The sequence below is a fragment of the Plantactinospora sp. WMMC1484 genome (assembly GCF_049315195.1).
Taxonomy (GTDB): Bacteria; Actinomycetota; Actinomycetes; order Mycobacteriales; family Micromonosporaceae; genus Plantactinospora.
This window is the reverse complement of the sequence record NZ_CP186055.1, coordinates 5,207,969-5,232,913: the sequence shown is the minus strand read 5'-3', so window position 1 is coordinate 5,232,913 and position 24,945 is coordinate 5,207,969. Positions and strand designations below refer to the sequence as shown.

At 72.5% G+C, this 24,945-nt stretch carries 19 protein-coding genes; 16 read left to right on the top strand and 3 right to left on the bottom strand.

Features of this window, described 5'->3' with window-relative positions:
- The first annotated feature begins 108 nt into the window (after positions 1-108).
- Positions 109-516: a winged helix-turn-helix transcriptional regulator gene (locus ACN28C_RS22925; RefSeq protein ID WP_422769586.1), complete on the top strand. Its 408-nt coding sequence runs from the start codon at positions 109-111 to the stop codon at positions 514-516.
- A gap of 17 nt (positions 517-533) precedes the next feature.
- Here the strand turns inward: ACN28C_RS22925 and ACN28C_RS22920 are convergent, their stop codons facing one another.
- Entirely contained in the window at positions 534-1,307 is a 774-nt protein-coding gene (locus ACN28C_RS22920) for a thioesterase II family protein (RefSeq protein WP_422769585.1), read from the bottom strand.
- 381 nt (positions 1,308-1,688) lie between these two features.
- On the opposite strand from ACN28C_RS22920, the gene ACN28C_RS22915 reads away from it, so the two are divergent.
- The 8 genes from ACN28C_RS22915 (at position 1,689) to ACN28C_RS22880 (ending at position 12,099) form a co-directional block, all read left to right on the top strand.
- Positions 1,689-2,684: a 3-oxoacyl-ACP synthase III family protein gene (locus ACN28C_RS22915; protein WP_422769584.1), complete on the top strand. Its 996-nt coding sequence runs from the start codon at positions 1,689-1,691 to the stop codon at positions 2,682-2,684.
- A gap of 231 nt (positions 2,685-2,915) precedes the next feature.
- Complete coding sequence (locus ACN28C_RS22910; protein WP_422769583.1) at positions 2,916-3,119, top strand: DUF5988 family protein; 204 nt, start codon at positions 2,916-2,918, stop codon at positions 3,117-3,119.
- Between the two features lie 218 nt (positions 3,120-3,337).
- Positions 3,338-5,164 carry a methylmalonyl-CoA mutase family protein gene (locus ACN28C_RS22905; RefSeq protein WP_422769582.1) on the top strand — a complete coding sequence of 609 codons (1,827 nt, stop codon included), beginning with the start codon at positions 3,338-3,340 and terminating at the stop codon, positions 5,162-5,164.
- A 47-nt stretch (positions 5,165-5,211) separates the two neighbouring features.
- Entirely contained in the window at positions 5,212-7,383 is a 2,172-nt protein-coding gene (scpA, locus tag ACN28C_RS22900; RefSeq protein ID WP_422774776.1) for a methylmalonyl-CoA mutase, read from the top strand.
- The gene (meaB, locus tag ACN28C_RS22895; RefSeq protein ID WP_422769581.1) at positions 7,383-8,390 is read left to right on the top strand and encodes a methylmalonyl Co-A mutase-associated GTPase MeaB; all 1,008 of its coding nucleotides are present in this window, start codon (positions 7,383-7,385) and stop codon (positions 8,388-8,390) included. Before scpA ends, meaB begins: the two co-directional genes overlap by 1 nt.
- A 47-nt stretch (positions 8,391-8,437) precedes the next feature.
- Positions 8,438-9,778 (top strand): L-seryl-tRNA(Sec) selenium transferase, encoded by a 1,341-nt coding sequence (selA, locus tag ACN28C_RS22890; protein WP_422774775.1) that lies wholly within the window; start codon positions 8,438-8,440, stop codon positions 9,776-9,778.
- 16 nt (positions 9,779-9,794) lie between these two features.
- Entirely contained in the window at positions 9,795-11,567 is a 1,773-nt protein-coding gene (gene selB, locus ACN28C_RS22885) for a selenocysteine-specific translation elongation factor (RefSeq protein ID WP_422769580.1), read from the top strand.
- A 244-nt stretch (positions 11,568-11,811) separates the two neighbouring features.
- Entirely contained in the window at positions 11,812-12,099 is a 288-nt protein-coding gene (locus ACN28C_RS22880) for a hypothetical protein (RefSeq protein WP_422769579.1), read from the top strand.
- 318 nt (positions 12,100-12,417) lie between these two features.
- On the opposite strand, the gene ACN28C_RS22875 is transcribed toward ACN28C_RS22880, so the two are convergent.
- Together ACN28C_RS22875 and ACN28C_RS22870 are read right to left on the bottom strand one after the other, a co-directional pair.
- A complete protein-coding gene (locus ACN28C_RS22875) occupies positions 12,418-13,971 on the bottom strand; it encodes a class I adenylate-forming enzyme family protein (protein ID WP_422769578.1) in 1,554 nt (517 codons plus the stop codon).
- Complete coding sequence (locus ACN28C_RS22870; RefSeq protein ID WP_422769577.1) at positions 13,955-15,538, bottom strand: NAD(P)-binding domain-containing protein; 1,584 nt, start codon at positions 15,536-15,538, stop codon at positions 13,955-13,957. The genes ACN28C_RS22875 and ACN28C_RS22870 overlap by 17 nt, the downstream gene beginning before the upstream one ends.
- Positions 15,539-15,611: 73 nt before the next feature.
- On the opposite strand from ACN28C_RS22870, the gene ACN28C_RS22865 reads away from it, so the two are divergent.
- The 7 genes from ACN28C_RS22865 (at position 15,612) to ACN28C_RS22835 (ending at position 24,901) form a co-directional block, all read left to right on the top strand.
- Entirely contained in the window at positions 15,612-17,117 is a 1,506-nt protein-coding gene (locus ACN28C_RS22865; protein ID WP_422769576.1) for an aromatic amino acid ammonia-lyase, read from the top strand.
- 70 nt (positions 17,118-17,187) lie between these two features.
- Positions 17,188-18,756 (top strand): TrkH family potassium uptake protein, encoded by a 1,569-nt coding sequence (locus ACN28C_RS22860; protein WP_422769575.1) that lies wholly within the window; start codon positions 17,188-17,190, stop codon positions 18,754-18,756.
- Positions 18,749-19,411: a potassium channel family protein gene (locus ACN28C_RS22855; protein WP_422769574.1), complete on the top strand. Its 663-nt coding sequence runs from the start codon at positions 18,749-18,751 to the stop codon at positions 19,409-19,411. The genes ACN28C_RS22860 and ACN28C_RS22855 overlap by 8 nt, the downstream gene beginning before the upstream one ends.
- A gap of 52 nt (positions 19,412-19,463) precedes the next feature.
- On the top strand, positions 19,464-21,074 hold the full coding sequence (locus ACN28C_RS22850; protein WP_422769573.1) for an NAD(P)-binding domain-containing protein: 1,611 nt from the start codon (positions 19,464-19,466) through the stop codon (positions 21,072-21,074).
- A gap of 11 nt (positions 21,075-21,085) precedes the next feature.
- Positions 21,086-22,225: an alpha-hydroxy acid oxidase gene (locus ACN28C_RS22845; protein ID WP_422769572.1), complete on the top strand. Its 1,140-nt coding sequence runs from the start codon at positions 21,086-21,088 to the stop codon at positions 22,223-22,225.
- The gene (locus ACN28C_RS22840; protein WP_422769571.1) at positions 22,222-23,595 is read left to right on the top strand and encodes a cytochrome P450; all 1,374 of its coding nucleotides are present in this window, start codon (positions 22,222-22,224) and stop codon (positions 23,593-23,595) included. The genes ACN28C_RS22845 and ACN28C_RS22840 overlap by 4 nt, the downstream gene beginning before the upstream one ends.
- 19 nt (positions 23,596-23,614) lie before the next feature.
- Positions 23,615-24,901 carry a cation:proton antiporter gene (locus tag ACN28C_RS22835; protein ID WP_422769570.1) on the top strand — a complete coding sequence of 429 codons (1,287 nt, stop codon included), beginning with the start codon at positions 23,615-23,617 and terminating at the stop codon, positions 24,899-24,901.
- Positions 24,902-24,945: the final 44 nt, after the last annotated feature.

The window sequence follows — 24,945 nt, the reverse complement described above, 5'->3', positions numbered from 1 at the left end:
CTTGCCGACAGCGATCGGCGGCTAACATGGCGCCACAGCAGGCACGTCACCGAGAGTGGAGAGAACCGTCCTCTTCGTGTCTCGCGCTCGAGGGAAGAAGGCTTTCTCATGTCCGCACCGAACACCGACGTCACGTCCCTGGCGAGCGCGGCTCTGCCGATGCCCGTGCCCGCCGAGGAGTACGACAGCTGTCCCGTCACGGACGTGGTGCGGCTGATGAGCGACAAGTGGTCGATGGTCGTCCTGGTGCTGCTCGGCCGCCGGTCGCACCGCTTCAACGAGCTGCATCGCAGCATCGACGGCATCAGCCAGCGCATGCTCACCCGCACCCTGCGCGGTCTGGAGTCGTCCGGCCTGGTGCTGCGTCAGGTGCGCCCGACCGTCCCGCCCAGCGTCGAGTACGGTCTCACTCCGCTGGGGCAGAGCCTGCTCGAACCGCTGTCAGGACTCGCCGAGTGGGCGGTGCGGAACTGGCCCGAGATCGCCGCCGCACGCAACCGCGTGCCGACAAGCTGACAAGCCTCGTCCTCGCCTCACCGGCCGGACGGGTCGTGGCGCGTGGTGAGCGACCGGACGATGACGTCGATGACAGCCGGGTGGTGCTCGTTGAGGAAGAAGTGCCCGCCGGTCATCGTGTGGACGGTGACGTCGGCCGTGGTGTGCCGGCGCCACGCGTCGGCCTCTTCCGGGGTGGTCTTCGGGTCCGCGACGCCGGTCAGGACCGTCACCGGGGCCGAGATCGTGACATCCCGAGCACACCGGTAGGTCTCGATCGCACGGTAGTCGTGGCGGATCGCCGGGAGCAGCAGCGCCCGCATCTCCGGGTCGGCGAAGATCCGGCTGTCGGAGCCGTTGAGTGCCGCCAGTTCGGCGATGACGCCGTCGTCGCCCAGGGTGTGTACGCGCTCGTCGCGCTGCCGGGACGGAGCGCGGCGGCCGGAGGCGAAGAGCCGGCGGGGAGTGAGCCCCAGCCGGTCCTCCAGCCGACGTGCCACCTCGAAGGCGACCGTCGCGCCCATGCTGTGCCCGAAGAGCGAGACGTCGTCGCCGAGGTCGGGCAGGGCGGCGAGCGCCGCGACGACTCCCTCGGCGAGCTCGGCGACGGAGGCGGCGAACGGCTCGTGGCGCCGGTCCTGGCGACCGGGGTACTGCACGGCGAGGACCGCGACGGCGGGCGCCAGGTCGGCGGAGTGCGGGAAGTAGAAGCTGGCGCTGCCGCCGGCGTGCGGCACGCAGACCAGGCGTGGCGCGTCCGCTGCCGCTGGATGGAACCGGCGGATCCAGGCACCCGTGGCGATCGTGGTCACGGGTGCCAGGATGCCCGAGCCGCCGGAGCGGTACCAGGGCCCCGACGACAGGATCGGGGCTGTGCTGGGGTGTGTCGGCCCGACAGGGGTAGCTCTGGGGTTGTCCACCGGTCGGCGCCTCTCTAGCGTCCTCAACGTCGGGCTCGACCGCCCGAGCACCACGGTCTACTGCACGGACGCGACCCGGACGGCCGGTTCCATCGGCGGTGTCGGCAGCCGGCACATCGTGGCGGCGATCGACGCGGCCACCACGGCAACATCCCGCGGTGACCGCCCCCGGCCGGCGGTCCTGTTCGGAGCCCCTAGGGGTTGAGGCTAGGGGGCATCCGCGCCCTAGGTTGCGAGCACAGACAGTATGGGCCTCCAGTCTGGAGTGGGTCAGTGGCACAGAATGTCGGGGTGCTCGGCACCGGTTCTTATGCTCCCGCCCGTGTGGTATCGAACGCGGAGGTCGCCGGCCCCGCCGGGGTGACCTCCGACTGGATCACCGTCCGAACGCAGATCCGGTCCCGGCGGTATGCCGCGCCGGAGGAGGCGACGTCGGACCTGGCCGTGCGGGCCGCTGCGCAGGCACTGGCGAACGCGGGGCTCGCGGCGAACGAGGTGGACTTCCTCGTGCTGGCCACCTCGACGCCCGACCATCCCCAGCCGCCGACGTCGTACCTGGTCCAGCACGCGCTCGGCGCCAGCGGGGCGGTGTGCCTGGACATCAATGTCGTCTGTAGCGGCTTCGTGTACGGGCTGGAGGTCGCGCGGGGTCTGCTGGCCATGCGCCCGGGCGGCCACGCACTCGTCGTGGGGGCGGACATCTACTCGCGGATAGTCGACCCGGCCGACCGGGCCAGCGTGGTCCTGTTCGGTGACGGCGCCGGCGCGGTCGTGGTGGGGCCCTGCCCGGAGGCTGTGGGCATCATCGGCACCGAACTGCGGAGCAACGGATCCGAGCACGATCTGGTCGGGGTGCATGCCGGGGGCAGCCGTGCACCGGCGAGCGTCGGCACGCTGGATGCCGGGTTGCACTACTTCCGGATGCGTGGCCGGGACGTGCGCCGGTTCGTCACCGACCACGTGCCGCCGATCCTGTCGGACCTGCTGCGCATGCACGGCACGATGACCTCGGAGATCGATCACTTCGTTCCGCATCAGGCCAACGGGGTCATGCTCGACGACCTGGCGAAGACCGTCGGACTGGCCGGCGCGCAGATCCATCGCACCGTCGAGCAGTACGGCAACACGGGGAGCGCGTCGATACCGCTGACCCTCGACCAGGCCAACCGGGACGGTCGTTTCAGGCGCGGCGATCTGGTGCTGCTGGCCGGGTTCGGCGGCGGCATGTCGCTGGGAGCCTGCCTGCTGCGCTGGTGTGCCGGGCAGTGACGCCGGCCCTGCCCCATCGCGGCACCGCCACCAGCGGTGTCGCGCGGCTCCACCTGACCGGGTGAGAGCGGTGTCGCGCGGCTCCACCTGACCGGGTGAGGAGGTCGGAACGCCGTACCGTCGGGCCGATCTCGTCAACCCGGTCTGGGGTCGGTAGGGGGTCGGATACGGGTGCCCACGGCAGGCGTACGGCACCAGCATTGTCGGCAGGCAGCACGGGAGGTGCATTCAATGGACAGACCGGAACACGTCGAGGCGCAGCTCGTCGGTGGCCCCTCGGATGCCCCGGCGACGGCGACGATCGGTCGGCACGACGAGATCGACAAAATCAAGATCATTCACTTGGGTGGGTACGAGCACTTCGAACGCGAGGCCGGCACCGACACCACCGCGCCGGTCTACCGCTGGACCATGCGTACGAAGATGGCCGAGTAGTCGCTGCCAGGCGGCCCGAGGCGGGGACGGTCGACATCGACTCCCATTCGGCCCGGCCGCGTCTTCTTCCCGCGCGACGTCGGCCCGACGGTGTCACGGCGCGAAGTCGTACCGGCACCCCTATTCCGTCGCCCGTAACCGAAGGACTGGGGTAGCCAGCCATTCGTTGCCGCAGGCATGTTGTGCATCGGGACGAGCGACCGGAAGGACGGAAGGCCATGACAGCGTCCACCGCGGAGCAGTGGCGCGACCTGGCTCTCGCCGCGCTTCGCAGATCGGGTGACGCCGACGAGAACACGCCGCCGGAACTGGTGGCGGACCTGCTGGCCACCTCGACCTACGACGGTCTGTGGCTCGCGGCCTTGCACACCCCGGGCAGCGGGACGACGCTGTCCGGCCTGCCGGGACAGCCGCCGTACGTCCGGGGCGCCCGTGCGTCGGGTGGCCTGGTCGCCGGGTGGGACGTACGGCAGCACCACTGCGAAACGGAGCCGGCCGAGGTCCGGGCGGCGGTCCTCGACGACCTGGCGAACGGGGCGACCTCGGTCTGGCTGACGATCGGCCGCGAGGCCCTGCCGGTCGACGCCCTGCCGGCCGCCCTCGACGGGGTCCACCTGGACACTGCCGGGGTCGTGCTGGATCCGGGTGAACACGTCGTCGCCGCGGCCGGGGCCTGGTTCGACCTGCTCGCCGCCCGGGACGTCGAGCCGTCCCGGGCCGTCGGCAACCTCGGCGCCGACCCGCTCGGATGGCGGGCCCGCACCGGTGACGCGACCGCCCTCGCCGGCGCCGTGCGGGACGCGGCCTCGCTGGCGACCCGGTGCGTGACCGACGCGGCCGGATTCCGGGCGATCACCGTGGACGCGACCGTATACCACGACGCCGGTGGCTCCGACGCCGAGGAGCTGGGCTGTGCGGCGGCCGCCGGCGTCGGGTACCTGCGGGCGCTGACCGACGCGGGCCTGTCCGTGCCGGCGGCCCTCGGCCAGTTGGAGTTCCGCTACGCCGCTACGGCCGCCCAGTTCGCCACCATCGTCAAGCTGCGGGCCGCCCGCCGGATCTGGGCGCGGATCGCGGAGATGTGCGGCGCGTCGGGTGCCGGCGCGCAGCGACAGCACGCGGTGACGTCGGCGGCCATGATGACCGCCCGGGACCGTTGGGTGAACCTGCTCCGGACCACGGTGGCCGCCTTCGCTGCCGGCGTCGGCGGGGCGGACGCGTTGACCGTCCTGCCCTTCGACCACGCGCTCGGCCGGCCGGACGCGTTCTCCCGGCGGTTGGCCCGGAACACCCAGGCCCTGCTCGTCGACGAAGCCCAGGTGGCCCGGGTCCTCGATCCGGCGGGCGGCTCCTGGTACGTCGAGCGGTACACCGAGGACCTGGCGCACGCCGCGTGGCAGTGGTTCACCGACATCGAGAAGGCTGGCGGTCTCGCCGCCGCCCTGGACAGCGGCCTGGTCGCCGACCGGCTGGAGGGGACCTGGCGGCGGCGGGAGTCCGCGATCGCGGACCGCCGGGACCCGATCACCGGGGTCAGCGAGTTTCCCGACCTCGACGAGGAGCTGCCACCGCGCCGGCCGGGCGCGACGCCGGTGGGCGGCGGTCTGCCTCGTCGGCGCTACGCGGCGGCGTACGAGCGGCTGCGCGACCGCAGCGACGCCCATCGCGACGTCACCGGCCGCCGGCCCACCGTCCTGCTCGCCACCCTCGGCTCACCCGCCGAGTACGGCCCGGGGGTGACCTTCGCGACCAACCTGTTCGCCGCTGGCGGCATCGCCGTGTCCACCGCTCCCGCCGACGCGCCGGAGGCCCTGGCCGAGGCGTTCGTCGTCGGCGGGTCACCGGTCGCCTGCGTGTGCGGTCCGGACCGGGCGTACCCCGAGGAGGCCGAGTACGTGGTCAAGTCGCTGCGGGCCGCCGGGGCGCGACGCGTCTGGCTGGCCGGCCGGGACGAGCACTCCGGCGCCGACGACTGCCTGCACGCCCGGTGCGACGCCGTCGCGGTGCTCACCACCACACTGGCCGACCTGGGGGTGCCGGAGTGATTCCCGACTTCACGACGGCGGAACTCACGGCGCCGACGCCGGCACCGATGCCGGACGCCGAGGCCGCCTGGCGGTCTGCGGTGCTGGCCGAGACCGGCGTGTCCGCCGACGAGCTGACCTGGCGTACGCCGGAGGGCATCCCCGTGCCGCCGCTGTTCACCGACGCCGACCTGTCCGGGCTCGACTTCCTCGACAGCTATCCGGGCGTCGCCCCCTACCTGCGCGGTCCCTATCCGACGATGTACGTCAACCAGCCCTGGACCGTCCGCCAGTACGCGGGGTTCTCCACCGCCGAGGAGTCCAACGCCTTCTACCGCCGCAACCTGGCATCCGGCCAGCGAGGACTGTCGGTCGCCTTCGACCTGCCCACCCACCGGGGCTACGACTCCGACCATCCGCGGGTCACGGGTGACGTGGGGATGGCCGGTGTCGCCATCGACTCCGTCGACGACATGCGGGAACTGTTCGCCGGCATCCCGCTGGACCGGATGAGCGTGTCGATGACGATGAACGGCGCCGTCCTGCCGGTGCTGGCGTTCTACATCGTCGCGGCGGAGGAGCAGGGAGTCGCGCCGGAGCGGCTGTCCGGCACGATCCAGAACGACATCCTCAAAGAATTCATGGTGCGCAACACCTACATCTACCCGCCGGCGCCGTCCATGCGGATCATCTCGGACATCTTCGCGTACACCTCGCGGCGGATGCCGCGCTTCAACTCCATCTCCATCTCCGGCTACCACATCCAGGAGGCGGGTGCGACCGCCGACCTGGAACTCGCCTACACCCTCGCCGACGGCGTGGAGTATCTCCGTGCCGGCCGGGACGCCGGGCTCGACATCGACGCGTTCGCCCCCCGCCTGTCGTTCTTCTGGGGCATCGGCATGAACTTCTTCATGGAGGTGGCGAAGCTCCGCGCCGCCCGGCTGCTCTGGGCCAGGCTGGTCGGCGAGTTCGAGCCCAGGGACCCGCGTTCGCTGAGCCTGCGCGCGCACAGCCAGACCTCCGGCTGGTCGCTGACCGCCCGGGACGTGTTCAACAACGTCATGCGTACCTGTGTCGAGGCGATGGCGGCCACCCAGGGGCACACCCAGTCGCTGCACACCAACGCCCTCGACGAGGCGCTGGCACTGCCCACCGACTTCTCCGCCCGGATCGCCCGCAACACCCAGCTACTGATCCAACAGGAGTCCGGCACCACCCGGGCCATCGATCCGTGGGGTGGCAGCGGCTACGTCGAGCGGCTGACCCGTGACCTGGCGGACCGTGCCTGGGAGCACATCACCGAGGTGGAGGCGGTCGGTGGGATGGCCCGGGCGATCGCCGAGGGGATCCCGAAACTGCGGGTGGAGGAGTCGGCCACCCGTACCCAGGCCCGGATCGACTCGCGCCGCCAGTCGGTGATCGGCGTCAACAAGTACCGGCTCGGCACCGACGAGGCGATCGACGTGCTCCGGGTCGACAACGCCGAGGTACGGGCCAACCAGGTGCGCAACCTGCGCCGGTTGCGGGAGGAACGCGACCCGGTCGCGTACCGTCGCGCGCTGGACGCGCTGACCCGCGCCGCCGAGGCCGAGCGCGACGGAACGCGGGCGCCCGGTCTTGCCCAGAACCTGCTCGCCCTGTCGGTCGACGCCGCCCGGGCTCGGGCGACCGTGGGTGAGATCTCCGCAGCCCTGGAGAAGGTGTACGGACGCCACACCGCCCGGATCCAGACCGTCTCCGGGGTGTACCGGCAGGAGGCCGGCCAGGTGGGCAACATCGAGCGCGCCCGGGCGGCCTCGGCGGCCTTCGCCGAGGCCGAGGGGCGCCAGCCGCGGATTCTGGTCGCCAAGGTGGGACAGGACGGTCACGACCGGGGGCAGAAGGTGGTCGCCACCGCCTTCGCCGACCTCGGCTTCGACGTCGACGTGGGCCCGCTGTTCGCCACCCCGGCCGAGGTCGCCCGGCAGGCGGTCGAGGCCGACGTGCACATCGTCGGCATCAGTTCGCTGGCCGCCGGCCACCTCACCCTCGTGCCCGCGCTGCGGGACGAACTCGCCGCCCAGGGCCGGCCGGATCTGATGATCATCGTGGGTGGTGTCGTCCCGCCGCAGGACCACGAGGCGTTACGCGCCGCAGGCGCCGCCGCGATCTTCTCGCCGGGCACCGTCCTTGCCGACGCGGCGCTGGACCTGCTCGCCGACCTGTCCGGCCGGCTCGGTCATCCGGTACCCGCGTAGTGGCCCCGGCGGGCGTCGACGTCGCGGCGATGGCGGCCGGGGTGCTCGCCGGCACTCCGGCATGGGTGGGCCGGGCCATCACGCTCGTCGAGTCCACCCGAGGCGACCATCAGGCCGCGGCGCAGCAGCTCCTGGCAACGCTCACCCCGCACGCGGGCGGGGCGCACCGGGTCGGCGTCAGCGGAATTCCCGGCGCCGGCAAGTCCACCTTCATCGACGCACTGGGCTGCGAGCTGATCGCCGCCGGCCACCGGGTCGCGGTGCTCGCCGTGGACCCGTCCTCGACCCTGGGGCGGGGCAGCATCCTCGGCGACAAGACCCGGATGGCCCGGCTGGCCGCCGCGCCCGGCGCGTACGTCCGGCCGTCGCCCACCGCCGGCACCCTGGGCGGTGTCACGAAAGCGACCCGGGAGGCGATCGTGGTGGTGGAGGCCGCCCGCTACGACGTCGTCGTGGTGGAGACGGTCGGCGTGGGCCAGTCCGAGGCCACGGTCGCGGAGATGGTGGACACGTTCCTGCTGCTGGCCGTGGCCCGTACCGGCGACCGGCTGCAGGGCATCAAGAAGGGCATCCTCGAACTCGCCGACGTGATCGCGATCAACAAGGCCGACGGCCCGCACGCCGCCGAGGCGCGACGCGCGGCGCGGGAGCTGACCGATGCGCTCCGACTGCTGCACCGCGGCGAACCGCGGTCCGTGGTGACGCCTGTCCTCACGTGTAGCGCCCAGGAGGGGACCGGCGTGGCGGACGTCTGGTCCCGGTTGGTTGCGCATCGCGCGCGCCTGGCGTCAAGTGGCGAGCTGGTCGAACGCCGACGGCGGCAGCAGGTCGGCTGGATGTGGTCGATGGCTCGGGACTCCGTGCTGAGCCGCTTCCACGCGCATCCGCGAGTACGCGCCACCGCCGAGGACGTCGAACAGCGGGTCCTGGACGGCTCCCTCACCCCGGCCGGGGGAGCGGAGCAGATGCTCGCGGCGTACGACCGGGACGTGCCCGAGCGCAGGTGAAGCCGATGTGGTTAAGTGCCGGTGGAGGAGGCGGGAGCGAGGTGGCGATGGACGGGGCGGCCGATCCCCGGCGACGGGTGCCGCGTACCGACGTGCTGCTCGCCGACCCGCGCCTCGCCGCCGCCGAGGCCGCCCTCGGCCGCGGCCGGCTCAAGGCCCTGCTCGGCACCGCCCAGGACCGGGTCCGGCGTGGTGAGATCCGGCCCGAGGAGGTCGTCCCGGCCACCCTGGCCGCGCTGCCGGAGACCGCCGCCGGGCTGCGTCCGGTGCTCAACGCCACCGGGGTGGTGCTGCACACCAACCTGGGCCGGGCGGCGCTCTCCCCGGCGGCCGTCGACGCCGTGGTCGCCGCCGCCGGGCACACCGACGTGGAACTCGACCTGCGCACCGGCCGCCGGGCCCGGCGCGGGCGTTCCGCCCTGGCCGCCCTCGCCGCAGCCGTACCGGACGCCGCCGCCGTGCACGTGGTGAACAACGGTGCCGCCGCGCTCGCCCTGGCCGCGACCGCGCTCACGGCGCCCGCCCCCGACGAACCGACCGGCGGCACCGCAGTCGGACGGGAGATCGTCGTCAGCCGGGGTGAGCTGGTGGAGATCGGCGACGGGTTCCGGCTGCCGGACCTGCTCGCCAGCACCGGCGCCACCCTCCGCGAGGTCGGCACCACCAACCGCACCACCCTGGCCGACTACGCGGCGGCGGTGGGCCCGGCCACCGCCTTCGTGCTCAAGGTGCATCCGTCCAACTTCGTCGTCCGGGGCTTCACCGCCGCCGTTCCGGTCGAGCGGCTGGGCTCCCTCGGCGTACCGGTGGTGGTGGACATCGGCTCCGGGCTGCTGGCACCGGACCCGCTGCTGCCGGACGAACCGGACGCCGCCTCGGCGCTGCGGGCCGGGGCGGCGCTTGTCACCGCCAGCGGCGACAAGCTGCTCGGCGGGCCGCAGGCCGGACTGCTGCTCGGCGACGCCGACCTGGTCGAGCGGCTGCGCCGGCATCCGCTGGCCCGGGCGCTGCGGGTGGACAAGCTGACCCTGGCCGCGCTGGAGGCGACCCTGACCGGGCCGGAGACGCCGACCTGGCGGGCGTTGCGGGCCACCCCGCCCGCGCTGCGGCTGCGCACCGAACGGCTGCGCGACCGGCTCGCCGCCGACGGCGTGCCCGCCGAGGTGGTTGCGACGGCCGCCGTGGTCGGTGGCGGTGGCGCGCCGGAGGTCACCCTCGAGTCGTGGGCCCTCGCCCTCCCCGAGGAGTACGCCGAACCGCTGCGCCTCGGCGGCCCGCCGCTGCTCGGCCGGCTGGAGCGGGGCCGGCTCCTGCTCGACCTGCGCTGCGTGCCGGCCGACCGGGACGAGGCGGTCCGGGCCGCGATCGTCCGGGTGCCCGGCACCTGACGGAAGGAGTGACCACGTGCAGGTCGTCGCGACCGCCGGTCACGTCGACCACGGCAAGTCGACGCTGGTGCGGGCCCTGACCGGAATGGAACCGGACCGCTGGGCCGAGGAGCGGCGCCGGGGGATGACCATCGACCTCGGCTTCGCCTGGACCACGCTGCCGTCCGGGGCGGTGGTGGCGTTCGTCGACGTACCCGGGCACGAGCGCTTCGTCCCGAACATGCTGGCCGGGGTCGGGCCGGCGCCGGCCGCGCTCCTCGTGGTCGCCGCCGACGAGGGCTGGATGCCGCAGTCGGCGGAGCATCTGGCCGCGCTGCACGCGCTCGGGGTCCGGCACGGGCTGCTCGTGGTGACCCGGACCGACCTGGCCGATCCCGCCGGGGCGACCGCGCGGGCCCGGGACGAGATCGCCGCCACCTCGCTCGGCGAGGTCGAGACGGTCGCGGTCAGCGCGCGGACCGGTGCCGGCCTGCCGGAGCTGCGGGCCGCGCTGGACCGGCTGGCCGCCCGGCTGCCGGTGCCGGAGCCGACCGCCCCGGTGCGGCTCTGGGTGGACCGGGCCTTCACCATCCGGGGCAGCGGCACGGTGCTCACCGGCACCCTCGGCGCCGGCACCCTGCGCGGCGGGGACGAACTGGAGCGCAGCGGCACCGGGCAGCGGGTCCGGATCCGGGGGCTCCAGACGCTGGGCGACCCGGTCCCCGAGGTCACCGGGGTGGCCCGGGTCGCGGTCAACCTGCGCGGCGTCGCCCGCGAGCAGGTGGCCCGGGGCGACGCGCTGCTCACCCCCGGGCGGTTCCAGCAGACCGACCTGCTCGACGTCCGGCTCGCCGGAGACCCGGTCGCTGAGCTGCCGGCGGAGGTCACCCTGCACGTCGGCTCGGCGGCGGTGACCGCCCGGGTACGCCCACTCGGCCCGGACACCGCCCGGCTGCGGCTGGACCGGCCGCTGCCGCTGCGCGTCGGTGACCGGGCACTGCTGCGCGACCCCGGCCGGCGACACGTGGCCGGTGGGGTGACGGTGCTCGACGTCGTACCGCCGAAACTGGCCCGGCGCGGCGCGGCGGCCGCCCGGGCGACGGTGCTGGCCGGGCTGGACGGCCGGCCCGACGAGCGCAGCGAGCTGGCCCGACGCGGTCTGGCCCGACGCGGCGACCTGGAGCGGATGGGCGTGCCGGTGACGACCGCGCCGGTGGCGGGGGAGTGGCACGCCGACCCCGCACACTGGACCGAGCTGCGCCGGCGCCTCGTCGACGAGGTGGCCCGGTGGGCGGCGGAGCACCCGCTGGAGCCGGCAGCGCCGGTCGACACCCTGCGCCGGCTGCTCGGCCTTCCGGACCGCGCCCTGGTCGAGGCGCTGGTCGGCGCACCGCTGGTGGCCCGCGACGGTCGGATCGGCCAGCGTGGGGCGGTCGATGCGCTGCCCGAGCAGGTCGCCCGTGCGGTACGCCGGCTCGGCGCGGAGCTGGCCGAGCGGCCGTTCGCCGCCCCGGAGGCGGACCGGCTCGCCGACTACGGGCTCGGGCAGCGCGAGATCGGCGCCGCGGTACGGGCCGGCGCGCTGCTCCGGCTGGCCGGGAACGTCGTGCTGCTGCCGGACGCCCCCGAGCGGGCGATCCGGGTCCTGGCCGGGCTGCCGCAACCCTTCACCCTCAGCGCCGCCCGGCAGGCGCTCGGCACGACCCGGCGGGTCGCCGTCCCGCTGCTGGAACTGCTGGACCGACGCGGCGCCACCCGGCGGCTCCCCGACGACGTCCGGATCGTGCTGCCTGGATCGGTGCACGCCTAAGCCCTCGAGGGTTGGGCTCGCGTCCCGCTCAGCCCGCGCACCTTCTGCCCGCCGAACAACCGCAGTGGAGAGCACCGATATCGGAAAATCGGCCACTGTTGAATGTCCTTTTAGCTGCTTGGTACGGCGCTACTGTCAATAATCCGATCCAGCGCTGTTCGGGCATCCGATGTGCGGGTTCTAATGCTGCTGACCCAGCGCTCAGACTAGCGGATAGCTCGATTGCGGCTGAGGGGGATCTTCCATGGATTGGCAGCGACTCTTGCATGGTGTGGCCGACGTCGCCCAAGGTGCCGCCTATGGCATGGTGGTTGGTCAGTGGTCACAACTTGATGACAACACGGCATTCAATCAGATTTTTCAGTATGTTCAGAGCCGCTCGGTCGCCGAGGTTGACGCGATGGACCAGACCCTGCTCGGCATGTGCGTGAACACCTTCGATCCAACGCAGCGCCGCAGGCTGACGACGTTCTACGCCACCTTCAAGGTGGCCGAAACGCTCCATTTCCAACAGTTTCGAGGATTTCCCTAGTCCGCAATCGTCTGATGGCTGATCCTGAAGGAAGAAGATGGGTTCCCTATCCCGCTTCTAGTCTGTCGGCTCTGGCGGCATTTCATTCTGAAAGTATTGCCGGCTGACGACGAGGCGCAGTGGGCGGCGTTCGACCGAGATCCGGCCCTTCAGCGACTCCGGATGGCATTGCATGCGAGCAGCGGGCCGTCGCCTACGGTGATGCCATCGACGCGGCCGTCGACCTCGGCAGGGATCCACTCCACGCAGCGCTGCGCCTCACGTCCCCTCCGCCAACCGGCACCCGTACCTAATGCATTCGGTGCCGCGGACTTCCAGTCATCCGCCCGCACCCCGCTCCCGGGCAAAGCCCGTCAGCCGTCGCTTGTCGGGCTTACCGGCGGCCGAGACCGGCACCTCGGCGATGACGGTCACCTCCCGGGGGACGCTGGGCGCACCGAGCCGCTCGCGGACCAGCCCCCGCAGCACCTCCGGATCCGGCTCGCATCCCGGGGCGGGGACGACGAAGGCGTGCACCGCCTCCCCGGTCTCCTCGTCGGGTACGGCCACCACGTACGCCTCGGCGACGTCGGTGGAGCTGGCCAGGACGCGTTCGATCGGGCCGGCGTACTGGAGGTCGGCGTTGACGATGACCACGTCCCGGGCCCGCCCCAGCAGGTGGAGGTAGCCGTCGCCGTCGAGCCGGCCGAGGTCGCGGGTGCGTACCCAGCCGTCGGTGAAGACCTCGGCGGTCTCCGTCGGGTCGGCCCAGTAGCCGACCGCCTGGGCCGGGGTGCGGACGAAGAATTCCCCCTCGACCCCGGCCGGCACCGGCCGGCCGTCGGCGTCGCGGACCTGCACCTCGACCTGGGCCGGCGGGCGGCCCACCGAGCCGAGCCGGGCCGGGTCGGCGGTCATCTCCGCCGGGGTCAGCATGGAGATCATGCCGGTCTCGGTCTGCCCGTAGCCGTGGTAGACGACCGGCCCGAGCACGGCGAGCGCCTCGGCTAGCCGGGCCGGGTGCAGCGGCGATCCGGAGACCAGCAGGGCACGCAGCGCGCCGAGGTCGACCGGTGCGGCGCGCTGCGCGGCGACCAGCTTCGCCAACCGGGGCACGGTGATCACGCTGGCGGTGGCCCGGTGCCGGACGAGCGCACCGGGGAAGAACGGTTCCCCGCCCCGGGGCGGCTCGGCGACCACCATGGTGCCGCCGGCGGCCAGGGTGAGGATGCCGTACTCCAGCATCACCTGGCTGCTCAGCGAGCCGAAGACCAGGTAGCGGTCGAGGTTGGCGGCGAGGTCGCGCACCGCCGGCGGCCACCGGTCCGGGTACGCGGCCCAGGCGGCACCGAGCGCCGCGTACGTCTGGAGGCAGCCCTTCGGGTTGCCGGTGCTGCCGCTGGTGTAGATGACCCGGGCGACGTCGTCCGGCCGCCCGGCGGGGATCGGCGGCGTCACGTCCACCCGTGCGGCGGTCAGGTCGGGCGCCCCGTCGACCGGGCCGATCCCGAGCAGCGGAAGGCCGGCGGCGGCGGACCGCAGCTGCGGGCTCGCGGTCGACGGGTCGGCCAGCACCGCCGCGATCCGGTGGCCGAGCAGGTGCCGGAGCTGGTCGGGGGTCAGCCCGGGGCGTACCCCGGCGACCCGGGCGCCGACCACCTGCGCCGCGACGACCGCGGCGAACGCCTCCGGCGACACCCCGAGCACCACCGCCACCCCCGCACCGGGGCCGATCCCCGCCGCCCGGAGGCCGGCGGCGACGCGGGCGATCAGCTCGGACATCTCGTCGGCGCCGACGACACGCGTACCGTGCGCGAAGACCGGCCGGTCCCGGCCGCTGCCCAGCAGGTCGAGGACGGACTGCGGATAGCCCGGCTCAGCTCCCGTCGTCACCCGCACGCCCCTGCGCGGCGTCGCCCTCGGCCAGGCACTCCTTGACGAAGACGGCCAGCGGCTGCTGGTGGACGGTGGGCAGGTTCCACTCGTTCTCCAGGTTCTCCGCCATGTGGTGCACGGCCACCACCTGCCCGTCCCGGAAGTGCCGGACGACCGGGTGCAGGTACGTGGCCCGGTGCGCGGCGTGCGCGTCGTTCTCCGCGACCCGGGGCACCGAGACGTCGAACGGGTCGACGGCGTCGTGGTCCGCGCCGTACTCGAGGGTGACCGCGAGTGCGGAGCCGCCGCCCAGTCCACCCTCGGCGAGGTACGCCACCGGCACCTCCTCGTGGTGGTACGCGGTGCCGCCGCGTACCACCACGACGTCGCCGAGCACCCCGAACTGCTGCCAGAGCGCCGAGGAGCGGTTGATCCGGGCGACGATCGCGTCGGTGATCGCTTCGGGGGTCGCCTCCAGTTCGGTGGCCGGCCAGCCGGCGCCGTGGTAGCGGGAGTTGAGGATGCGGTGCAGCGCCCGTACCCCGTACCGGAAGCCGTGGATGAAGCCGCTCGTCGACTTCTTGAAGTCGCGCTGCTGGGTGAGGGTGCCGGCGAAGTAGAGGTCGGGGACGGAGGTCGACTCGTAGGCCGGATTCTGCTCCGGGAAGCGGTCGTTGATCACCAGCCGTGGCCGGCAGCCCTCGTCGAAGATGCTGGCATCGAAGCGGAATCCGGTGCAGGCGATCACCCGGTCGTACCGGATCTCCCGGATCGCCTCGACGGTGCGGGCGTACCGGAAGCGGACCAGGTAGCCGCCCTCCGGCCGGCGCCGGATGCTCTGCACCGTGCCGTCGAGCACGGCGTTCTGCGACTTCAACTGATAGGTGTCGAGGAAGTTGTTGTTCACCGCCCGCAGGTGGCCGACGTAGTGCGACTGCCAGGCGAACCGGACCGAGCGGGGACCGGCCACGTGCACCACGGCGGCGGTCTCCATCAGCGCGTCGGCGGTCTCGAAACCGGAGTTGCCCTTGCCGATGATCATGACGCGTTGGTTGACGAAGTCGGCCGGGTCGACGCTGACCGTGTCGTAGCGTTCGGCGGTCTCGATTCCGTCGATCGCCGGTACGTACATCTGGGAGACGCCGGTCGCGACGACCAGCCGGCGCCCCCGCCAGGTGCGGCCGTCGGCGTCGACGGCGTGGAAGCCCTCGCCGTCGCGGCCGATCCGGACCACCCGGGTCCGGTAGTGCACCCGCACCCCGGTCGCGGTGGCGAAGTCGGCGAGGTACCGCAGCAGGTCGTCGGCGGCCGGGAAGTATCGCTGGCTGTACCGGCCGAAGAGCAGCCCCGGATCGTCGCTGAGCAGCGAGTTCCAGTCCATCCGCAGGTTGAACTCCGGATCGTCGGAGCCGGTGTAGACCTTGTTGATGGAGATCAGTTGGCGGTGTCGCGGGTAGCTGCCGAAAAAGGTGCCGGGCGCCGTACCGGCCTCCAGGACGACGTAGTCATGACCGTCGCGTTCCAGCAGGGCGCCGAGTTGCAGTCCCGCCGGCCCGGCACCGATGATCAGGTAGTCGTGCGTCATGCGCCGGACGGTAGCGCCCGGTCATCAGAGATAACTCAGACCGCTTTGAGAATCCGTGGCTACGGTCGGAGCGATGACCACCCAGACCGCGCCCGCCGCGGCCGCTCCCATCGACCTGGCCGCGCCGCTGCGGGTGCCGGACCTGCGCCGGGCCGCGGCCGAGATCCGCATCGACGTCACCGCTCCGGTACGCGACCGGGTGCAACGCTCCCGCGACCACCTGCGGACCGTCCTCGGCGACGACCGGCAGGTCTACGGTGCCACCACCGGGTTCGGTGCGCTCGTCGGGTTCGCCGGCCGGGACGACGACGCCGACCAGTGCGACAACACGCTCGCCCATCTCGGCGCCGGCCAGGGCCCGGACATCGATCCGGAGGTGGCTCGCGCAGCGATGCTGGTCCGGGTCTGGTCGCTGGCCCAGGGCGCCTCCGGCGTCTCGGTCCGGGTCGTCGAGGGGCTCGCCGCGATGCTCGGCACGACCTTCGTGCCGGCTATGCCGCGCCTCGGATCGGTCGGGGCCAGCGGCGACCTCATCCCGCTCGCCTACGCCACCCAGTCGCTGCGCGGCCAGGGCTGGGCCTACCTGGACGGTGTCCGGGTGCCCGCCGCCGAGGCGCTGGCCACGGTCGGCCTGACGCCGCTGGTCCTGGACGGCCGGGACGCGCTGGCGCTGGTGAACGGCACCTCGCTGACCACCGCCGCCACCGCGCTCGCCCTGGACGGCATCCGCCGTTCGCACCGGGCCGCCCAACTGCTGAGCTGCCTCCTCGTCGACGTGCTCGGCTGTGACCCGGGCCAGTTCCTGCACCCCCGGCTGCTCGCCGCCTACGGGCACCCCGGCGCGGTCGACGTCGCCGCCCGGATGCGGGAGCGCCTCGCCGGTGCGGCGCCCTCCGGTGGGCGCCCGCTTCAGGAGGCGTACAGCATCCGCTGCACCCCGCAACTGCTCGGCGCGGCCGAGGACGCCCTGCGGTATGTCGACGGCGTGGTGGAGTCGGACCTGCGTAGTGTCAGCGACAACCCGCTCTTCATCCCCGACGACGACCTGGTGCTGCACGGCGGCAACTTCTTCGGTCAGCCGGCGGCCTTCGCGGCCGACGTGCTGGCGACGGTCGCCGCCCAGCTCGGCAACCTCGTCGAGCGCCAGCTCGACCTGCTGGTCGATCCGGTGCGCAACGGCGGGCTGCCACCGATGCTGGCGGCCGGGCCGGGACGACAGCACGGGCTGCAGGGCGCACAGCTCGCCTCGACCGCGATCGTCGCGGAGATCCGCCGGCAGGCCACTCCGGCCGGCATGCAGAGCCTGCCGACGAACCTGCACAACCAGGACGTCGTCCCGTTCGGCACCCAGGCCGCGCTGCGCGCCGTGGACCAGGCCCGGCTGCTGCGGCTGCTCTGCGGCACGCTCGCGGTCGGGCTGCGCCAGGCGGTACACGTCGGTGCGCGTACCCCGACCGCGCCGGCCTGCGCCGACATGCTGGAGCGGCTCGTGGAGATCGTGCCGGCGATCGACCCGGACCGGCCGCTCGACGCGGACGTGCTCCGCGCCGCCGACCTGCTCGATCTGCTGACCGGTTAGGGGTGACCACTGGGGTACGGTGCGGGACCCGGTCCCGACCTGTGCGGTGGTGGCCGGGAATGATGGGCCGGTGGATTCGACCTGGATGCAGCTCGTGCTGGGGCTGCTGCTGGTGGGCGGGTTCTTCCTGACCATCGTCCTGGGCGTGGCGGTGCTGGCCTGGACACCGCTGCGGGGCCAGCCGTCGCGGTCGCGGCGGGCGGACGGGCGTGCCGGGTGGCTCCGATCGGGGTGGCGGCGGCTGGCCGAGGGGTTCCGGGTCGGGGTGCGGCGGGCGGCGCGTTCGTCGGGGCCGGTCGTCGGTCGGGCGGCGGCGGTCGTCCGGCACCCCGCCCGGTTGGTGGTGTTGGGTTTCGCCGGCGCGGTGCTGGTCGGCACGCTGTTGTTGCTGCTCCCGGTGGCGGCTCGCGGCGGCGAGGGCGCTGGTCTGGTGACGGCGCTCTTCACCGCGACGTCGGCGGTCTGTGTCACCGGGCTGGCGGTGGTGGACACCGGCACCTACTGGTCGGGGTTCGGGCAGGCGGTGATCCTCGGACTGATCCAGGTGGGCGGGTTCGGGATCATGACCCTGGCGTCGTTGCTGGGTCTGCTGGTGGCTCGACGGCTGCGGATCCGGCTGCAGCTCGGCGCCCAGGCCGAGACGAGGAGCTTCGGCGTGGGCGAGGTCCGCCAGGTCGTCTTCGGGGTACTGCGGATCACCGTGCTCTTCGAGGTCGCGGTGGCGGTGCTCCTGGCGTGGCGCTTCGCCGCCGGGTACGGGCAACCCTGGGGGCAGGCGTCATACCAGGGGATCTTCCATGCCGTGTCGGCGTTCAACAACGCCGGGTTCAGCCTCTACCCGGACAACCTGATGCGTTTCGTCGACGATCCGTTGGTCTGCGGGCCGATCGCGCTCGCCGTCATCGTCGGCGGGCTGGGCTTCCCGGTGCTGTTCGAGCTACGCCGGCATCTGCGGACCCCGCGCCGATGGTCACTGCACACCAAGATCACAGTCGCCACCACGGCGGTCCTGCTGGGGATCGGTTGGCTGCTGATCACGGCAGCCGAGTGGACCAACTCCGGCACGCTGGGCCGGTTGGGGGTCGGCGGGAAGCTGCTCGCCGGGTTCTTCCATGCGGTGATGCCGCGCACCGCCGGGTTCAACAGCCTCGACGTGGCACAGATGCGTGACCTCACGTTGCTGGTCAACGATGTGCTGATGTTCATCGGGGGCGGCAGCGCCGGTACCGCCGGAGGGATCAAGGTCACCACCTTCGCCCTGCTCGGATTCGTGATCCTCGCGGAGATCCGCGGCGAGCCGAGCGTGCACGCGCTGGGCCGGCGGCTACCGGCGGGCATCCACCGCCAAGCGCTGACCATCGTGCTGCTCGGCATCGCCGCGGTCGGGTGCAGCACACTGCTGCTGCTGGCGTTGACCCCGTTCACCCTGGACCAGGTGCTCTTCGAGGTAACCTCGGCGTTCGCGACGGTCGGCCTCTCGACCGGGATCACCGCGCAGGTCGGCACGGCGGGCCAGGTCATCCTCGTGCTGCTGATGTTCATCGGCCGTCTCGGCCCGATCACCGCGGCCACCGCGCTGGCGCTGCGGGAACGGAGCCGCCGCTACGAGCTACCGGAGGAGCGACCCATCGTTGGCTAGGAAGATCGACAACCGCATCGTCGTGCTCGGTCTGGGCCGCTTCGGCGGTTCACTGGCGATGGAACTGATGCGTCAGGGCTGGGAGGTGCTCGGGGTCGACGCCACCCCTCGGGTGGTGCAGAGCTTCGCGGACAAGCTCACCCACGTGGTGGTGGCCGACACCACCGACGAGGAGGCGCTCCGGCAGCTCGGGGTGCCCGAGATGGTCCACGCCGTCGTCGGCATCGGCACCGAACGCGAGGCCAGCATCCTGACCGCCGCACTCCTCTCCGACTTCGGCATCCCGAACATCTGGGCCAAGGCCGTGAGTCGACAACACGGCACGATCCTGCAGCGCGTCGGCGTCCACCACGTCGTGCTGCCCGAGCACGAGATGGGCGAACGCGTCGCCCACCTGGTGACCGGACGGATCCTCAACTTCATCGAGTTCGAGGACGACTATGCGCTCGTGAAGACCCTCGCCCCGGAGCCGGTCGTCGACCAGAGCCTCGCCGACTCCGCCCTGCGTAGCCGATACCACGTCACGGTGGTCTCGATCAAACGCCCGGGAGAGGACTTCTCGTACGCCACCCCGGGCACCGCCGTCTACCGCGGGGACGTCCTCATCGTGGCCGGCAAGACCCGGGACGTCGAACGCTTCGCCAACCTCACCTGATCGCGGTGCAGAGCTGATTTTTCTCTGATTTTGCCTTCGTACGTTCCTCCTCGTGACCGGAGAGATGCTCGACTATCTGATCATCGGGGCGGGGCCGGCCGGACTCCAGCTCGCGGCACTCCTCGAACGTGACGGCCGGCGGGACTACCTGGTACTCGAGTCCGCCGACGCCCCGGGCGCCTTCTTCGCCCGGTTCCCCCGGCACCGTCAGCTCATCTCCATCAACAAGCCGCACACCGGATCCGACGACCCGGAGCTGAACCTTCGACTGGACTGGAACTCGCTGCTCGTCGACGACCCGACGTTGCGGTTCACCCGTTACACCGAGCGCTACTTTCCGGACGCGGACGTGATGCTCCGCTACCTGGCCGACTTCGCGGCGGCCACCGGGATCCGGGTCCGCTACCGCAGCCGGGTGGTCCGGGTCGCCCGAACCGGCAACGGCAGCGGGGGCGGCGATGTCAGCGGCGGCGACGGCTTCGAGGTCACCGACGCGGCGGGTACGACGCACCGGGCGCGCAGGGTCGTCGTGGCGACCGGGGTCTCCCGGCCGTACGTCGCGCCGATCCCCGGCATCGAGCTGGCGGAGCGGTACGACGAGATGCCGGTCGACCCGCGCGACTTCCTCGACCAGCGGGTGTTGGTGATCGGGAAGGGCAACTCCGCCTTCGAGACGGCGGACAACCTGATGGAGACCACCACGCTGGTGCACGTGGCGGGGCCGAGTTCGGTCCGGATGGCGTGGCGCACCCACTACGTCGGGCATCTGCGGGCGGTGAACAACAACTTCCTCGACACCTACCAGCTCAAGTCGGCGAACGCGATCCTGGACGGGCACGTCCGCGGCATCGAGCGGGACGGCGACGGCTACCGGGTCACCTTCAGCTTCTCCCGGGCCAACGAGGTCACCAAGGAGCTGCGCTACGACCGCGTACTGGCCTGCACCGGCTTCCGCTTCGACCCGTCGATCTTCGCCGAGGGGTGCCGTCCGGCGCTCGTGATCAACGATCGCTTCCCGGCCCAGACCCCGGCGTTCGAGTCGGTGAACGTCCCGGGCCTCTTCTTCGCCGGCACGCTGACCCAGGAGCGCGACTTCAAGAAGTCGACGAACGGGTTCATCCACGGTTTCCGGTACGCCGTCCGGGCGCTGCACCGCATCCTGGAACGCCGCTACCACGACAACCCCTGGCCGGCCGAGAAGCTCGACGCCACCGCCGAGTCGGCGGCCGACGCGATCATCGAGCGGGTCAACCGCTCCTCCGGGCTCTGGCAGCAGTTCGGGGTGCTCGCCGACGTGCTCACCGTAGCCGGGTCGGACGCCCGCTACCACGAGGAGGTGCCGGTCGACTACTTCGGGCAGGTCGGGCTCGCCACCGCCGACCATCCGGTGGAACACGCCTTCGTCGTCACCCTCGAGTACGGCCCCGACCACGACCAGGTCGACCCCTTCGACATGTCGGTGAGCCGGATCGCCCAGGACACGGCCGGCCAGGCGCACGACGCGGCGTACCTGCACCCGGTGGTGCGCCATCACCGGGGCGGCCGGGTGGTGGCGGTCCACCACCTGGCGGAGAACCTGGAGAACCAGTGGAACAAACCGGAGGTGCACCGCGCGCCGCTGGTCGCCTTCCTGGACCGCTGCCTCACGACGACCGTGGGCTGACCATGCCCTCGGTGACGGACCAGGCGGGCCCGCGCCGCACACCCACGGCCGGCGCGGGCCCCCTGCAATCCCCGGACCTTTCGCAATCCCCGGATCTCCTGTTCAGCCTCGCCGATCTGCAGGCGGAGGCGGGACGCCGGCTCGATCCGGTGCACCGGGACTTCTTCGCCGGTGGTGCCGGTGACGAGCGGACGCTGCGGGCGAACGAGACGGCCTTCGACGCGTACCGGATCCTGCCCCGGGTGCTGCGCGGCGGCGGCGAGCGCGACCTGCGGACCGAGTTGCTCGGCGAGACGCTGCCGATGCCGGTGCTGGTCTCCCCGACCGCCTTCCACCGGCTGGCGCACCCGGAGGGGGAGGCGGCGACGGCCCGGGCGGTCGGGGCGGCCGGCACCGTGTTGGTGGTGAGTATGGCGGCTACCACGCCGATCGAGGCGGTGGCCGGCACCTCCGGCGGGCCGGCACGGCTCTGGTTCCAGCTCTATCCGCAGCCGGATCTCGGCTTCACCGCCTCGCTGATCGGGCGGGCGGAGGCGGCCGGCTGCCGCGCCCTGGTGGTCACGGTCGACTCGCCGGTCTTCGGCCGCCGCGAGCGTGACCTGCGCAACGGCTTCCTCGACCTGCCGGCCGGGCTCTGCTGCGAGAACATGCGGGATCCGGAAACCGGGCGGATCCGGGAGATCGTCATGGACGCCACCCTCGACTGGACCCGGATCGGCTGGCTGCGCGAGACCACCCGGCTGCCGATCGTGCTCAAGGGGATCCTGCATCCCGCCGACGCCCGTCTCGCGGTCGCGCACGGCGTCGACGCCGTACTGGTCTCCAACCACGGGGGGAGGCAGCTCGACGGCGTACCGGCGAGCATCGACGCGCTGCCGGCGGTGGTCGAGGCGGTCGGGAGCCGGATCCCGGTGCTGCTCGACGGTGGGATCCGCCGGGGAAGCGACATCCTCACCGCGCTGGCGCTCGGCGCGGTCGCGGTCGGGATCGGCCGGCCGGTCGTCTGGGGGCTGGCGGCCCGGGGCGAGTCCGGCGTACGGCAGCTTCTCGACCTGCTCCGTGCCGACCTGGCCCGGGCGATGACGCTCGCCGGTGCGGTCCGCCCGGCCGACCTCACCCCCGACATGATCGTGACACGGGTGCCCAGGTGACCGGCCCACTCGTCCTGCTCTGCTGCCTGGCGGGCGCGGTGGCCGTGACATGGCTGCTGCCGCGCCGGCTGCCGCCGGCGGTGGTCCGGCTCCGGGAGTGGATCTTCCGGCAGGTGAACGGTGCCGAGGGGATCCCGGTGCCCGGCCCCCTGGTCGGGCCCGAACACTTCACCCGGGTCTACGCGCATCCGGCGGCCAGCGGGCGCAGCCGGGGCGCCGGCCTCTCCGACCTCTTCTGGTACTGGCTGGCGCCCGGCCCACAGATGCACCAGGAGCATCTGGAGCCGGGGGAGCGCTACCGCGCGGTCGCCCGGACGACCCGGCGGGTGGTGGCGGTGTCGCACCGGCGCGCGACCGAGCTGGCCGGTGCGGCGACCCGCCGGGTCCTCGACGAGCTGCCGGCCGGACGGACGAGTCAGGTCCGGCTCCGGGACCTGATGATGCCGATCTGGGCCGAGGTCTACTACGAACTCGTCTTCGGCACGGCGTGCCCGCCGGAGGTCCGGGCCCTGATCGTGGCGAACGCCGACGACGTGGTCACCGCGCTCAAGTGCTGCGGGCTGCGGCACCTGGACCGGCGGGACCGGCTCACCCGTTACCTGCGGGCCCGGGTCGAGGCCGGTACGGCGCCGGTGACCCTGCCGGAGCCCTTCACCGCCGAGGAGACGACGTGGTATCTCCAGGGCACCTTCTTCAACACCGCGGTCGTGCAGATGTCGGAGGCGATGGCGCACCTCCTGCTCGCCGTCGCGCAGCACCCGGCGGTCCAGCGCGACCTGGTCGCCACCCTCGACGACCCCGACGGCGAGGGAGACCGCGCCCTCGACCGGGTGATCGACGAGACGCTGCGGGTGCACCCGCTCTTCGGGGTGGCGCACCGGATCACGTCCGCCCCGATCGAGGTCGACGCGTCGGTCACCATCCCGGCCGGCTCGGTCCTGCTCTTCAACTACCTCGCCTACCAGCGCACCGGACCGGCGGCCGACGACACCTTCGCGCCGGCCCGCTGGCTGGCCCTGGACCGCGGTGACGCGCACTTCGTCCCGTTCGGTGTCACCGCCAACCGGGCCTGCCCGGCGCGCGGCGTCGCCCCGGTGATGATGCGCGCGGTGACCCGGGAGGTGCTGCGCCGGTACGTCCTGGTCTCCACCGTGCGGCACACCCGGTCGCTGCCGAACCGCGGGCCCTGCTTCCTCGTCCCGGCCGGCGCCCGACCGCCCGCACCGGTCCGGCTGTCGGTGATGCGTTGGGGCGACCGCTGGGCCGACGTGTGGCGCAGCCTCGTCCAACTCGTGTTCGGCACCTGGATGGTGCTCGACGCCCGGCGCCAGCGCCTCTGCGCGAGCTACTTCGAGGAGGTTCGGCAATGACCACGAGAGGTGGGGCGGGATGAGCCCGGTCGAGCTGGCGCCACGGTTCTTCATCGCCGTCGCGGTGATCCTGCTCGTCTGCCGGGCGGTGGCGTGGTTGCTCGGCAAGGTCGGCCAGCCACCGGTGGTGAGCGAGATGGTGGCCGGGGTCCTGCTCGGACCGTCGCTGCTCGGGCTGCTGGCCCCGGGCGTCCAGGAGGCGCTCTTCCCGCAGCAGCTCTATCCGGTGCTCTACGTCGTGGGCCAGGTCGGTCTGGTCATCTTCATGTTCCAGGCCGGGTACGCCTTCACCTCGCATCCGCTGACCGGGCTCGCCGGCACCGCCGGTGCGGTGTCGCTGGCCGGGGTCGTCGCGCCGCTGGCCCTCGGCACGCTGCTGGTGCTCGCCACCGCCGGGCACGTGCCGGTGCTCGCCGATGGCGCGTCCCTGACCACCTCCGCCGCCTTCGTCGGGGTCGCCCTCGCCATCACCGCCTTTCCGATGCTGGCCCGGATCATCACCGAACGGGGGCAGGCCGGTACCCGGCACGGGTCGCTCGCCCTGGCCAGCGGCGCGCTCGACGACGTGGTCGCCTGGATCCTGCTCGCCGTCGTCCTCGCCACCGCGTCGGGCCGCTCCGGGCCGGCGTTCGTGACCGTCGGTGGGGCGCTCCTGTTCGGACTGCTGCTCTGGGCGATCGGCCGCCCCCTCGCAGCCGCGCTGGTCGGCAGCGACCGGCTCGGTGACCAGTCCCGGCTGCTCGGCCTGGTCGCACTCCTCTTCGCGGTGGCCTGGTACACCGACGAGATCGGCCTGTACGCCGTCTTCGGTGCCTTCTCCGTCGGCGCGGTCATGCCGCACGTCGACCGTACCGACCGGATGGTCGCCACCGTCACCCCGGTCTGTCAGGTGGTCTTCCTGCCGCTCTTCTTCACCTATTCGGGCCTGCACACCCAGTTCGGTCTGCTCGGCGAGCCGTCGGTGCTGCTCTTCGCGCTCGGCTGTGTGGCGGTCGCCGTGGTCGGCAAGTTCGGCGCCTGCTGGGCGGCGGCCCGGCTACGGGGTGAACCGCAGGGCGTCGCGGTGCGGGTCGGCGCGCTTATGAACGCCCGCGGCCTGATGCAGTTGATCGCGATCAACGTCGGTATGGCGGCGGGCATCGTCAACACCACTCTCTTCACCGCGCTGGTGCTGGTCGCGCTCGTCACCACGTTGATGACCACCCCGCTGCTGACCTGGATCGAGCGGCGCGAGGCGAAGAGTCCCGTCCTGGATCGCACGAAGGATCCGGTGGTGCCGGTTCAAACGTCGGTCGACACCACATAGAGATATCGGTCACAGTCGATGTCGCTGAATTGGTGTGGGATTCT